Origin of the sequence: Streptococcus mitis, assembly GCF_023109235.1 — a bacterium.
Lineage (GTDB): Bacteria > Bacillota > Bacilli > Lactobacillales > Streptococcaceae > Streptococcus > Streptococcus mitis_DA.
This window is the reverse complement of sequence record NZ_JALDUC010000015.1, coordinates 26,594-40,205: the sequence shown is the minus strand read 5'-3', so window position 1 is coordinate 40,205 and position 13,612 is coordinate 26,594. Positions and strand designations below refer to the sequence as shown.

Below are 13,612 nucleotides of genomic sequence, written 5' to 3'. Positions count from 1 at the left end.
TTCCACTGGTTTTTACGATTTTTATCAGACTAACTTCCACTTGGATTAACGGTGGAAGTTAGTTTGGGAATTTAGCGCTTTTTCGAATGTAAGCCCTATCTACGATACTGTTTTAAGAATCGAGTCATCTTTTCTTGGATTTGGGCTAGTTCATCAACACGCGGAAGATAAACGATACGGAAGTGGTCTGGTTCCTGCCAGTTAAAGCCTCGACCATGAACCAAGAGAACCTTTTCCTGCTTCAAGAAATCAAGGACAAACTGTTCATCATCATCGATACGGTACATATTGCGGTCGATTTTAGGGAAGATATAGAGTCCAGCTTTAGGTTTAACCGCAGACAAACCTGGAATATCTTGAATGGCATTGTAAATGAAATTTCTTTGCTCGTAAATTCGTCCACCAGGAAGGAGCAATTCATCAACTGATTGGTGACCACCCAAGGAAGTTTGTACGACTTGTTGGGCCAAAACGTTAGAGCAAAGGCGCATATTGGATAGCATATTGAGCCCTTCGATATAGCCTTTAACGTGTGTCTTAGGTCCAGACAAGACCATCCAACCCACACGGAAACCAGCAATACGGTGGGATTTTGACAGGCCATTCATGCTGACACAGAAAACATCTGGTGCCAGGCTCGCCACAGGCGTATGCACATGTCCATCCATTACCATGCGGTCGTAAATTTCATCCGCAAAGATAATCAAATCATTCTGACGGGCAATCTCAATAATCTCCAGCAAAAGTTCCTTAGGATAAAGGGCTCCAGTTGGGTTGTTTGGATTGATAAGGACGATTGCCTTGGTATTAGAAGTGATTTTTGACTTGATATCGTCAATATCTGGGTACCATTCTGCAGCTTCATCACAGATATAGTGAACGGCATTTCCTCCAGCTAGGCTGACAGCCGCTGTCCAAAGGGGATAGTCTGGCATTGGCACCAAGACCTCGTCTCCATTGTCCAAAAGCCCCTGCATGGACATGACAATCAACTCACTGACACCATTTCCAAGGTAGATATCATCAATATCTACGTTTGGGAATTTCTTCAATTGGCAATACTGCATGATAGCCTTACGGGCTGAGAAAATCCCTTTGGAGTCAGAATATCCTTCACTATCACGCGCATTCATAATCAAGTCATGAATGACCTCATCTGGCGCTGTAAAGCCAAATTCTGCTGGATTTCCTGTATTCAGACGTAAAATCTTTTCTCCATTTGCTCGCATCCGCATGGCTTCTTCCAAAACAGGGCCACGGATATCATAAGCAACATGCTCTAACTTACTAGACTTGTTATATTCTTTCATCTTGTTTCCTCAATTCATCAGGATAGTAACATTATACCACTAGAAAGAGAATGCGACAAGTTTACTGAAATGGGTTACTAAGTTCGTATAGAAGAAAAACCTCGCTAAAAGCGAGGTCAAGACAGGGGAGATAGCAGGTATTTTGCCAAAGAAAGATCACATACCAAAAGATAAACCTAGAAAAAGCAAGCCTAGAAAGGAATCATAGAGAAGATTGAACATGAGGAAAAGCCCCCATATCATCATGTAATCCCAACGCCCACTTCGTTTAGCGACTAGGAATAATACCAAATGGTAAAGTAAATGAAAGACTAAAAAACCAATAAAACCTGGATAGAGAAGCGGTACCAGACTCTCTAATTGCCAGACCATGATAACTTCTAGCAAGACTGACACTAGGATAATTCCATAATAAAGGAAATTTGAATTTTTTGTTTCTTGAAAAGAGTGCTTCATCATTCTCCCTCCCTTCACTTCTTTCCTGCTATCCTTTCTTTTATTTTATCATATATTTATATAGATTTTAAGCGCTAACATTCTTTTGAAAAATATTGTTTTTGCTTTACTTCTATAGTGAAAAGGTTTACAATTATAGTAAGAAAATTTCAGGAGGTTTCATTATGGCACAACGTTACCAAAATATCATGGTCGCAATCGATGGTTCTAAAGAAGCGGACTTGGCTTTTGTCAAGGGAGTTCATTCTGCTCTACGAAACGACGCTAAACTCACCATCGCCCATGTCATTGACACACGCGCACTCCAAAGCGTATCCACCTTTGATGCTGAAGTTTACGAAGAACTCCAAGTCGACGCTGAAAGTTTGATGAAAGAGTACGAAAAACGTGCTAAAGATGCTGGTGTGGCAGATGTTCATATCGTCATTGAAATGGGAAATCCAAAGACCCTACTAGCGCGTACCATTCCCGATGCTGAAGAAGTGGACCTCATCCTTGTTGGCGCAACTGGTCTCAACGCCTTTGAACGCCTCTTGGTCGGTTCTTCATCTGAATACATTCTCCGCCATGCTAAGGTCGATTTGCTGGTTGTGAGAGAACAAGAAAAAACCTTATAATCACGTAATCACGAAAAAAAGGAGCCCAGCGCTCCTTTTTGTTTACTACTTATTTCTCTCTTTATGGCGTTCATAAGCCTTGAGCTGGCGCTGCAGTTCCTTTTTAATAGCAGGTTCTGGAGCATATTTTTCTTCCCAATCATCTGGTTTTAAGATTTTATGGGTCACTGGATCAAAATGAGCCTTGCCATCTGGAAAAATTTTCCCCATATTGGCCTGATGAACAATATCAAAAATACGTTCTGGATCCACCCCCATCAAGACAAAACTACCGTAGGTAAAGTAAAGCGTGTCGATCAGGGCATCTACCTGACCTATCAAATCTTGCTGAGCAGGCGTCTTCTTAGCCACTTTATCGGCCGCCTTATCAAGAGCTTGATGAAGTTGCGATAGAGCTCGACCAAAGTCCTCTTCAGAAGGACTGGCAGCTCTAACAAATTCCACCAATTCTTCTATTTTAAAGCCAGCCCTGTGGGTTGCACCTTCTAAATCCCAAGCTCGTGGTTCTTCTTGGGTTCGTTCATCCATCATGTGGTGGAAGGTCTTGACCTTATTGAAATGATAGTCACGGCTGACAAAGACTTTTTCTGAAGCTAGAACACCAAAATGTTCCAGGGCCTTGTGGATTCCGTCTTGCTGATTACTAGTGGTAATGTGCTTAGCAACTTCCTTGACACTGCTACTACCATTTCCCATAGCGACCGACATCCCAACGCCTGCCAGCATTTCAAGATCGTTATCGGAGTCACCAAAGGCCATGACTTGGTTGAGGTCAAAGCCATATTCTTTTCCAACTCGGCGAATACCTTCCAATTTAGAGTTTCCTTGATTGATGACATCCGCTGCAAAAGGATTGCTACGTGTCAATTTCAAATCTTCAAAATCAGCTGCCGCCTTCTCAGATTCTTCTGGCGTCATCAGCATCAAAACTTGGTAGATAGGCTGATTGATCAGATGAAGCAGATCTTCTTCCTTTTGGGGAACAACCTTGCTGACCATACGATTAAAGGAATGACTCACCGTCCGAGTTAAAACAGAGGGAACGAAGCGACTGATTCGTTGGGAAAAAGAACCCAGACCAAAAGACATGATTTTGGAACCCAACATGGCATCCTTGGTCCCTAGAGCAATCTCCTTGCCCTCTTTTTTAGCATAACTGATTAACTGGCGCAAATGTAACTTGGAAATTGGGCTCGTGAACAAGACTCTGTCTTTAGTAAAGATATACTGGCCATTGTAGGTTACCGCAAAGTCCAGATCCAAATCGTCCATCAATTCCTTAACAAAAAAAGGTCCTCGTCCTGTCGCTACACCGACAAGCACCCCTTGTTCTTTGACAATCTTAATCGCGTCCTTAGTGGATTTCAAAACACTCTTGTGATCGTTGACCAAGGTTCCATCGATATCAAAAAAAACAGCTTTGACTTCCATCCTATCCCAATCTCCCCTTTTGTGATACAATGATTATACCACATTTCAGAAAGAGTGAGTAAATCATGCCTAAGAAAATCCTTGTTTTACATACGGGTGGAACTATTTCCATGCAGGCCGATGCTTCTGGCGCTGTTGTGACGAGTTCAGATAATCCCATGAACCATGTGTCCAACCCACTTGAAGGAATCCAAGTCCACGCCTTAGACTTTTTTAACCTGCCAAGCCCCCATATCAAACCCAAGCATATGCTAGCCCTCTACCAGAAAATTAAAGAGGAAGCTGCTAACTACGATGGAGTGGTAATCACACACGGGACCGATACTTTAGAGGAAACAGCCTATTTCCTTGATACCATGGAAGTTCCCCATATGCCTATCGTTCTAACAGGGGCCATGCGTAGCTCTAACGAACTCGGCAGCGACGGTGTTTATAACTATCTGAGTGCTTTACGGGTGGCTAGCGATGACAGGGCTGCTGACAAAGGGGTTTTGGTTGTTATGAACGATGAAATCCATGCTGCCAAGTATGTTACCAAAACGCATACGACCAACGTCGGCACCTTCCAGACCCCAACACATGGGCCACTTGGTCTGATTACGAAGCGGGAAATCCTCTACTTCAAAACAGCTGAACCTCGTGTTCGCTTTGACCTTGATCACATACAAGGCTTAGTCCCTATCATCTCGGCTTATGCAGGTATGACAGATGAGCTGATTGATATGCTGGATTTGGAACAATTGGACGGCTTGATTATCCAAGCCTTCGGAGCTGGTAATATTCCCAAAGAAACGGCTCAAAAATTAGAAAACCTTCTGCAAAAAGGAATCCCAGTCGCCCTGGTATCACGATGCTTTAACGGTATAGCGGAACCTGTTTATGCCTACCAAGGTGGGGGCGTGCAGTTGCAAAAAGCAGGTGTCTTCTTTGTTAAAGAACTCAACGCCCAAAAAGCCCGCTTGAAACTCCTCATTGCCCTCAATGCCGGACTAACCGGACAGGCTTTGAAAGACTATATGGAAGGCTAAGTCTCTTCTCTAAAAACAAATCAGGAAATCTTCACGATTCCCTGATTTTTTCTATTTACGTTTTCGTGTTGAGCGGCGTTCTGTCAAACCATGAGGTAAGAGAACTTCACGTTCTTCCAACTCTTCCTTGTGCATAATCTTTGTCAACATACGCATGCTAATAGCACCAAGGTCATAAAGAGGTTGGGCAATAGTTGTCAAGTTTGGACGGGTAAAGCGTGAGACTTGTGAATCATCACTAGTAATGATTTCAAATTCTTCTGGTACTGACACACCCTTATCAGCAAGGCCGTTCAAGACACCTGCTGCCAATTCATCACCTGTTACAACTGCTGCAGTTGCGTTTGATGAAATCAAGCGTTCTGCCAAGGCATAGCCATCTTCATAAGTGTATTTAGACTCAAATACCAATCCTTCGCTATAAGAAATCCCTGCTTTTTTCAAGGCTTCCTTGTAGCCAACCAAACGAACCTTACCATTGATGTCATCCACTAGCGGACCACTAACGAAAGCAATGCGCTCGTTCTCTTTAGCAAGGTAGGTTACTGCATCAATCGTTGCTTGTTTGTAGTCAATATTGACACTTGGAAGCTGATGTTCTACATCCACAGTTCCTGCAAGAACAACTGGTGTCCGAGAACGAGAAAACTCTGAACGAATTTTTTCAGTCAAGTGGTAGCCCATAAAGATGATACCATCCACTTGCTTAGAAAACAGGGTATTGACAACTGAAACTTCCTTGTCATCATCCTCATCACTATTGGCAAGGACGATATTGTACTTGTACATTTCAGCGATATCGTCAATCCCTTTAGCAAGCGTTGAGAAATAGCCATTGGTAATATTTGGGATCACCACACCGACAGTGGTTGTCTTTTTACTTGCAAGACCACGCGCCACAGCATTTGGACGGTAATCCAAACGATCAATCACCTCAAGCACTTTTTTACGAGTATTCTCTTTTACATTCTTATTGCCATTGACTACACGGCTAACCGTCGCCATTGAAACTCCTGCTTCACGGGCGACATCATAAATCGTTACTGTATCGTCTGTATTCATTCCATTTCCTTTCTATATCATACCTCACGAGACTCCAAAAAAGAGACGGTATGAAAATTTCGTTTTCATGATTCCACTTATTCCATTTTATCACTATTTGTAAACACTTTCAAGCGTTTTTTGAAGATTATTTGAAAAAATTTCATAGGAAGCTATGTTTATGAAGAAAAAATCACCTTTTCTTGATTTTTAATCCTATTTGCTGTATGATAAGGGAAAAGAAAGGGGGAAGAAATATGGCTTTTACCAATACCCACATGCGGTCAGCTAGTTTTGGCATTGTTACCAGCTTGCCTGATGACGTTATTGACTCATTTTGGTATATCATCGACCATTTCTTAAAAAATGTCTTTGAATTGGAAGAAGAACTCGAGTTTCAATTGCTCAATAACCAAGGAAAAATTACCTTCCACTTCTCAAGTCAACACCTCCCTACAGCCATTGATTTTGACTTTAACCACCCTTTCGACCCTCTTTATCCCCCGAGAGTTCTGGTTTTAGATATGGATGGTAAAGAGACTATCCTCCTCCCAGAAGAAAATGACCTATTTTAAAAACTCTAGCCTTCAGTTGCAAGTGACTGAAAACTAGAGTTTTTTCTATTGTTTCAAAGCATTATACAAGTTGCGGATCGGTTGCTTTAATGTCGGATGGATAAAATGAGGCGCAATTTCCTGTAAGGACTCAAGGACAAAAAGGCGTTCCGCTATATAAGGATGAGGCAAGATAAGGTCGTCTGTATAAAGAATCAGATCCTCCACAAAGAGCAAGTCCAAATCAATCAAACGAGGCCCCCAATGTACTTCTCTCACCCGTCCCATCTCTGACTCAATGGCTAACAAGTTCTCTAATAGAACTGGGGCCGGCAACCAGGTTTCAACCTCAACCACTTGATTAGCAAAGCTATCTTGCTCCACACCACCCCAAGGCTCCGTCGTCAAGACACTGGACTCTTTGAGAATATGGATACCTCGAGCTCGCATTTTCTCAATGGCTTGTTTCAAATTTGCTTGTTTATCTCCCATATTGCTTCCTAGGGCGATAAAGGCCCGTTGCTTGCGGCGATGAATGGTTACCGAGCAAGTATCTAGTGGCAAATGCACTGGTGCCCAAGGCTTTTTCAGTTCCAGCTTTATTTCTTGGACAAGAGGATAAGCCTCAAAAGTACGTTCTACCAGTTTGTAGGCTACCGTTTCAATCAAATCTTCAGTGCTCTCCTGAAACCAAGTCGTCCACTGCTGACACAGTTCTCCGTAATGGACAGAGGCTGTTAAATCCAAATCTGTAGCCGCCTTGGTCATATCATAGGATAGGATTGCGGAAATAACAAACTTTTGCCCTAATTCTTTCTCACTAGGAAAAAGACCATGATAGGCAAAAATTTCCAAATCCTTAATCTGCAGTTGATCCATAATGATTCCTTTCTAGAAAAATCCGCTTCAAGCGGATTTTTTTTATACTCAATGAAAATCAAAATGCAAACTAGGAAGCTAGCCACAGGCTGCTCAAAACACTGTTTTGAGGTTGCAGATGGAAGCTAACGTGGTTTGAATTTGATTTTCGAAGAGTATTATAGTCCCATTATTCGAAGAGTATTATAGTCCCATTAAACGATAAGCCTGGTCTCGGAGGTCCTTATCTGTTTCAAATAGACCACGAGCTACTGTCGTCAAGGTTGCTGTGCCTGGTTTTCTGACACCTCGCATGCTCATACACATATGTTCCGCCTCAATGACAACAAAGGCTCCTTTAGCACCTAGATACTCCATCAAGGCATCGGCCACTTCGATATTCAAACGTTCTTGAATTTGTGGTTTTTTCGAATAAACTTCAACCGTACGGGCTAGCTTAGACAAACCTGCCACACGACCATCTGGAATGTAGGCAATATGTGCTCTCCCATAAAATGGTAGAAAGTGGTGTTCACACATAGTGTGGAAAAAGATATCTTTTTCTACCACCATATTATCGTCAATAATTTCAAAGGATTTTGACAAATGTTCCTCCGCTGTTTGACCAAGACCTGAAAAAATCTCTTGGTACATACGGGCTACACGAGCAGGTGTTTCCTGCAAGCCCTCACGGTTAGCGTCCTCTCCGACGGCCTCGATAATCATTTTTACAGCTGCTTCAATCTTTTGTGTATCCATTTTCGTTCTTCCTCTCCATCAGATAGGCTCTCACTTGGCTCAAGAAATACAAGGAACCCGTGACAATCCTAACTGTTTGTTTCTCTTCTTTTTTATCTGTCAATTTCTGCTCTAGAAAATCCTGCCAACCTTGGTAGCTGAGATTTCTAGACTTGGCTGCCTCTTTCAGCACGTTTTCATCAGTCGCCCGACTATCGTCAAAATGTGTCAGGGTAAGCTCAGTATCTGGCATGGCCCCCAGCAAGTCCAACATATCCTCCAAGGCCTTGGTTTTGATACAAGTAAAGAGGATTTCCTTACGATAATCCGCAAAGCGTTCTTGCAAGGTTGCTAATAAAGCCTTGATAGCATGGGGATTGTGGGCTCCATCCAAAATCATCAAGGGTTCTCTTGACACGACCTCCAGACGCCCCGGCCATCTTGTTTCTTCCAGAGCTTTAGCAAGTAAGGTATTAGCTGGTAGCTCTCGACCATCTTCTTGACAAAAAGTATCAAGTAAAGCTATAGCCATCCCAGCATTCTCTATCTGGTGCAAACCAAGCAGTCCAGTCTGGAAGCGACCTTGTCTGAGAGAACTAGTATAGTCAAAGACTTCGCCTGTAACCACACTCTTTTGATGGCTGACCTGATAATCTGTCCCGTAGGCAAATCTCGGAGCATCTTTCCCTTCCGCAATGCGGTCAATGACAACCAAAGCTTCTGGAGCCATACGACCTGTTACCAAAGGAATACCTTGTTTGATAATACCAGCTTTCTGCTCTGCTATAGCTTCCAAGGTGTCACCAAGTAGGGCTACATGGTCCAATCCAATAGTCGTAATTCCTGTCAAAATGGGCTGACAAACATTGGTACTATCTAAAAGCCCACCCATGCCGACTTCCATGATAGCCACATCTACTTGCTCTGAAGCAAAATAGTCATAGGCTATGGCTGTGATAATCTCAAATTCGGTCGTTCCTTGTAAAGCAAGGCCCTTCTCCCCCTCAAGCAAAGACTGATAGTCCACCATGAGAGCTTCTAGTCTCGCTTCTGGGATAGATTCCCCATTGATGCTAATCTGGTCTGTGTAATGAATGAGATAGGGCGAGCTAAACACGCCAACTCTCAGCCCTAGCTTTTCCAACATATTTTTCAAAAAAGCAATGGTCGAACCCTTGCCATTGGTCCCTCCGATATGGATAACCTTGAGTTTGAGATGGGGATTGCCACGCAAAGCTAACAGTTCCACCATTCGTTCCAAGCCAAAATGCGGTTGGTCCGTCCGGTAGTTAGCAATCCACTGATTGTTTTGAATTTCTTTCATCTTATTTATATTGTTTTAAATCTAGATTTTCCGCTTCATCAGCCAGACGAATGGCAGAGGCAATTTCAACTGCCATCCTGTGACTAGCTACATCATGCACGCGCACCACTTCCACACCCTGTCTCGCAGCGATACTGGTTACATGAGCCGAAGCCGTATCTCGATTGCGGAAACCAAGTTCTGTCTCAGGATTGACTTCAAAACCATTTTCTTCAAGAATATTGATGACAAACCGCTTGCGCGACACTCCGAGAAAGATTGGATAGCCTTTCTGATGTAGTTTATCCAGATCCCGTAAAAGAAGCAGATTTTCTTTCTTGGTCAGACCAAAGCCAATTCCTGGATCCAACAGGATGTTTTCTTGAGCAATCCCAGCTTCCTCTGCTCTCGCTAGTGCTCGTTCAAAAAAAGTCTCCATCAAGTCTTCGATTGGCAATTTTTCAAAGTCAGCTAACTCTTCCTCTGTAAAAGCTTGTCCAAAACCAAAATGAGGAAAGATGAGCGAGCTAGGATGCTGAGGTCGAGCCATGACTGGATTAAACATAATGATTACTTTCGCTCCAGCCTTAGCAACCACATGGGCCATTTTTTCATCACCCATGAGACCAGTGATATCATTGACTAGATTGGCACCAGCAGCCAAAGCAGCCTCTGCCACCTGACTTTTCCAAGTATCAATAGAGATGAGGACATCACTTTCCTTGCGAATCGCTTTAATCACTGGAACAACACGCTGGATTTCCTCTTCTATCTCAACATAGCTGCTTCCCGGCCGAGTCGATTCTCCGCCGATATCTAGCATACTAGCCCCTTCTGCTATCAATTTACGAGCCTGCTGGAGTGCTTGCTCAAGAGCAAAAAATTGACCACCGTCCGAAAAGGAGTCTGGGGTTACATTGATAATTCCGCAAATAGCTGTCTTTGCATGATTGGCTTTACTTGACATATCGGTCACTCCCTCAAGGCTTTTCACCATATTATTTCTCTATTTTACCATAAAAAGAAAAAGATGGACACGATTGCATTCATCTTTTTCCCAGTAGAAACAAGTAAGCAATTGTCAAAAATCTTAAACAGAGATCCCTAATGTCCGACTCAAAATCACCACGAGAGCCAACAAACAGAAAGCAACCCCATTCACAATCATGTGAAGTAAGATAGACATTTCCAAACGTTGGGTCTTGTAAGCCGTCCAAGATAGAACGATCGACATACCTCCATAAATCAATAAAGAAGGTAAATTACTTGGTTGATGCAATAAAGCAAACACAATCGTACCGACTACAAATCCCAAATTCTCCTTGCCTCGGAAAATCTTTTTAGGAACAATCCCACGGCACAAGATTTCCTCACAAATCGGAGCAAGTACGGCTAGCAAGAAGAAACTGGAAATCAGAGAACTATTCTGAACCATATCGTTAATCTGAGACTGATTCCCTGTTGTCGTCTCATTTGACAGTTGTAACAAGATAGATCCAAGTATATTTGACCCGATAATAACTAAATAACTCAAGCCCAAACGTGCCAAATCCTTAGCTCTAAAAAAAGAAAAATTAAAACTTGCTAATTGTGTTTTACGAGCTCCAAAAATAAATAGTGCCAACACTACAATCGAAATACCAGCAACTATCAGTCCTGACTGTAACAGTGGTACTGCATTTAAAGTTAAAATAGCAGTAACCCCTATAGGAATCTGATATAAAATTGTCGCCAGAAAAAAGATTAACAGCCAGCCTGCACGATTCAATAATTCTTTCCACATATTTTTCTCTTTCATCACCTATCTCCTTTGTATTCAAAAAGGGGGAAAATCCCCCTGGGTTATCCTATTATAAGGCCATGCTGATGTAGTTTAGGATAAACAAGGCATCCAAAATCCAAATCATGACATGAACATCTTTAGCTTGACCTTTGACAAGCTTAGTCAAAGTGTAAGTCAAGAAACCAACTGCAATCCCTTGGGTGATAGAGTAGCTGAATCCCATAAAGATAGAGGTGAAGAAAGCAGGAACCGCTTCAGACATATCGTCCCAATGGATATTTTTCAAGCTAGCCAACATCATAATCCCGACGATAATCAAGATTGGAGCTGTAGCAGCTGTTGGTACGATAGCTAGAAGTGGGCTAAAGAAACTTGAAATCGCAAAACAGATTGCCACGACCAAGGCTGTCAAACCAGTACGTCCACCTGCACCAATACCAGCAGCAGACTCAACATAAGTCGTTACGTTTGAAGTACCTGCAATGGCACCAATTGAAGTACCAATCAAGTCAGAGTAAAGAGCCTTGTCCAACTTAGCTGATTGGTGATTTTCACCATTTGTCGCTACGATACCAACTTTTTCACCTGTACCGATCAAGGTACCAATCGTGTCAAAAATATCTGTCAATGAGAAGGCAAGAATGGCCATCAGAGTTTCAGGCAAGCGAGCTGTATCTGAAATCAAAGCTCCCAAACCTTCTGAACCAAGAGCTGCACCAAAGACTGTCTTCAAGTCTTCAAAGGCTGCACCAACATGGTTATTAGCAAAATCGATGCTTGACAAATCTACCAAACCAACTGCAATAGCAAGAATAGTTGTTGTCAAGATAGAAAGGATAATTCCCCCTTTAATCCCTTTAATGACAAAGAAGATAGTAATGGCAAGTCCTGCAAGAGCCACCAAAACAGCTGGATTATTAAAGCTAACCAAGCCTGGAACTGCTGAAGAGTTTGCTGCAATCGTTGCTTGAGCCTTGTCAGCCCCTTCTCCTACAACAGTATAGTTACCTGGATCAATCGTAAATTTCAAAAGTCCAGCATTCTTAATCCCTACATAGGCAAGGAAGACACCGATACCAGCTGAAATAGCTGAGCGAAGGGCATTTGGAATCGATTCAATGATCATTTTACGAACATTTGTCAAGGTAATAATCAATGAGATAATTCCACAGATGAAGACCATAGCTAGGGCTTCTTGCCAAGAATAACCGAGTCCAAATACAACTGTAAAGGTAAAGAAGGCATTAAGTCCCATACCTGGCGCTTGGGCATAAGGTAAGTTAGCGTAGAAGGCCATCATCAGGGTACCTGCTACTGCACCAATAATTGTTGCGAGAAACACACCCTGAGCAGGCATTCCTGTTTGCGAAAGAATTTGTGGATTTACAAAGAGAATATAACTCATTGCAAAGAAAGTTGTTAAACCAGCGAGAACCTCTGTACGAACGTCTGTACCATTCTCTTTTAGTTTAAATAATTTGTCCATTATCAATCTCCTTTTAATTTTTACGAACAATATCTGTATTATATCATTTATCATTCACTTTTTCAATATCTTTGTTTAATTTATTTAAGAAATTGATGGAATTTCATTTTTTGTTTGGAATCTGCTTTTCTGTCTGCTTTTTGTTATAATAGTAGACATCTTATCTGGAAAGACACTAGAAAGGTTTATATGACGAAAAAAATTATTGCAGTTGACCTGGATGGAACCCTGCTCAACTCAGACAGTCAGATTTCTGACTTTACCAAAGAAACTATTAAAAAAGTTACTGAAAAAGGGCATCAGGTTATTATTACGACAGGTCGCCCTTACCGCATGTCAAAAGATTTCTACCGTGAATTAGGCTTAGACACTCCTATGATTAATTTCAACGGCTCCCTTACTCATTTACCAGACCAAGCTTGGGACTTTGAAAAGTGTTTGACCGTAGACAAAAAATATCTGTTAGACATGGTTCAACGTTCAGAGGACATTCAAGCTGATTTTATCGCTGGAGAATACCGTAAAAAATTCTATATCACAAATCCCAATGAAGAAATTGCCAATCCCAAACTATTTGGGGTAGAAGCTTTCCAGCCTGAAGATCAATTTCAGCCAGAGTTGGTGACCAAGGATCCTAACTGTATTCTGTTACAGACCAGAGCCAGTGACAAATATGCCCTGGCAAAAGAAATGAACGCCTTCTACCAGCATCAACTTTCTATTAATACCTGGGGTGGACCTCTCAATATCCTTGAATGTACCCCAAAAGGAGTCAACAAGGCCTTTGCTTTGGACTACTTGCTCAAGGTAATGAACCGCGACAAAAAAGATTTGATTGCTTTTGGAGATGAGCACAATGATACCGAAATGCTCGCTTTTGCTGGGAAAGGTTATGCCATGAAAAATGCCAACCCAGAGCTACTCCCCTATGCGGATGAGCAAATCTCACTGACCAATGACCAAGACGGGGTTGCCAAAACCCTGCAAGACTTATTCTTATAGTCCAT

Annotated in this window: 14 protein-coding genes; 4 read left to right on the top strand and 10 right to left on the bottom strand. The window is 42.2% G+C overall.

What is annotated here, in order from left to right:
• Positions 1 to 95: 95 nt before the first annotated feature.
• Entirely contained in the window at positions 96 to 1,310 is a 1,215-nt protein-coding gene (locus M1F55_RS08555; RefSeq protein WP_000666455.1) for a pyridoxal phosphate-dependent aminotransferase, read from the bottom strand.
• Positions 1,311 to 1,466: 156 nt separating this feature from the next.
• The gene (locus M1F55_RS08550) at positions 1,467 to 1,769 is read right to left on the bottom strand and encodes a hypothetical protein (RefSeq protein ID WP_203180730.1); all 303 of its coding nucleotides are present in this window, start codon (positions 1,767 to 1,769) and stop codon (positions 1,467 to 1,469) included.
• Between the two features lie 161 nt (positions 1,770 to 1,930).
• On the opposite strand from M1F55_RS08550, the gene M1F55_RS08545 reads away from it, so the two are divergent.
• Entirely contained in the window at positions 1,931 to 2,383 is a 453-nt protein-coding gene (locus tag M1F55_RS08545) for a universal stress protein (protein WP_000079148.1), read from the top strand.
• A 45-nt stretch (positions 2,384 to 2,428) separates the two neighbouring features.
• Here the strand turns inward: M1F55_RS08545 and M1F55_RS08540 are convergent, their stop codons facing one another.
• Positions 2,429 to 3,814: a Cof-type HAD-IIB family hydrolase gene (locus tag M1F55_RS08540; RefSeq protein WP_247947675.1), complete on the bottom strand. Its 1,386-nt coding sequence runs from the start codon at positions 3,812 to 3,814 to the stop codon at positions 2,429 to 2,431.
• Positions 3,815 to 3,879: 65 nt separating this feature from the next.
• Between M1F55_RS08540 and M1F55_RS08535 the strand changes: the two genes are divergently transcribed.
• Entirely contained in the window at positions 3,880 to 4,842 is a 963-nt protein-coding gene (locus M1F55_RS08535) for an asparaginase (RefSeq protein WP_247947674.1), read from the top strand.
• 51 nt (positions 4,843 to 4,893) lie between these two features.
• Here M1F55_RS08535 and ccpA read toward each other — a convergent pair whose 3' ends face one another.
• On the bottom strand, positions 4,894 to 5,904 hold the full coding sequence (ccpA, locus tag M1F55_RS08530) for a catabolite control protein A (RefSeq protein WP_001090628.1): 1,011 nt from the start codon (positions 5,902 to 5,904) through the stop codon (positions 4,894 to 4,896).
• A gap of 236 nt (positions 5,905 to 6,140) precedes the next feature.
• Here ccpA and M1F55_RS08525 point away from each other — a divergent pair, with 236 nt between their 5' ends.
• Entirely contained in the window at positions 6,141 to 6,458 is a 318-nt protein-coding gene (locus M1F55_RS08525; protein ID WP_247947673.1) for a DUF960 domain-containing protein, read from the top strand.
• A 45-nt stretch (positions 6,459 to 6,503) separates the two neighbouring features.
• Here M1F55_RS08525 and folK read toward each other — a convergent pair whose 3' ends face one another.
• The 6 genes from folK to M1F55_RS08495 form a co-directional block, all read right to left on the bottom strand.
• Positions 6,504 to 7,316 carry a 2-amino-4-hydroxy-6-hydroxymethyldihydropteridine diphosphokinase gene (folK, locus tag M1F55_RS08520; protein WP_247947672.1) on the bottom strand — a complete coding sequence of 271 codons (813 nt, stop codon included), beginning with the start codon at positions 7,314 to 7,316 and terminating at the stop codon, positions 6,504 to 6,506.
• Positions 7,317 to 7,499: 183 nt separating this feature from the next.
• Positions 7,500 to 8,054: a GTP cyclohydrolase I FolE gene (gene folE / locus M1F55_RS08515; RefSeq protein ID WP_000380917.1), complete on the bottom strand. Its 555-nt coding sequence runs from the start codon at positions 8,052 to 8,054 to the stop codon at positions 7,500 to 7,502.
• Positions 8,035 to 9,357 carry a bifunctional folylpolyglutamate synthase/dihydrofolate synthase gene (locus M1F55_RS08510; protein ID WP_247947671.1) on the bottom strand — a complete coding sequence of 441 codons (1,323 nt, stop codon included), beginning with the start codon at positions 9,355 to 9,357 and terminating at the stop codon, positions 8,035 to 8,037. Before M1F55_RS08510 ends, folE begins: the two co-directional genes overlap by 20 nt.
• Position 9,358: 1 nt before the next feature.
• Positions 9,359 to 10,333: a dihydropteroate synthase gene (folP, locus tag M1F55_RS08505; RefSeq protein WP_247947670.1), complete on the bottom strand. Its 975-nt coding sequence runs from the start codon at positions 10,331 to 10,333 to the stop codon at positions 9,359 to 9,361.
• Positions 10,334 to 10,426: 93 nt separating this feature from the next.
• Complete coding sequence (locus M1F55_RS08500; protein WP_223340233.1) at positions 10,427 to 11,134, bottom strand: CPBP family intramembrane glutamic endopeptidase; 708 nt, start codon at positions 11,132 to 11,134, stop codon at positions 10,427 to 10,429.
• A 52-nt stretch (positions 11,135 to 11,186) separates the two neighbouring features.
• Positions 11,187 to 12,605, bottom strand: a complete 1,419-nt coding sequence (locus M1F55_RS08495) for an NCS2 family permease (protein WP_000359266.1) — start codon at positions 12,603 to 12,605, stop codon at positions 11,187 to 11,189.
• A 189-nt stretch (positions 12,606 to 12,794) separates the two neighbouring features.
• Between M1F55_RS08495 and M1F55_RS08490 the strand changes: the two genes are divergently transcribed.
• Positions 12,795 to 13,607, top strand: coding sequence for a Cof-type HAD-IIB family hydrolase (locus M1F55_RS08490; protein ID WP_084930381.1), 813 nt, complete (start codon positions 12,795 to 12,797; stop codon positions 13,605 to 13,607).
• Positions 13,608 to 13,612 lie beyond the last annotated feature (5 nt).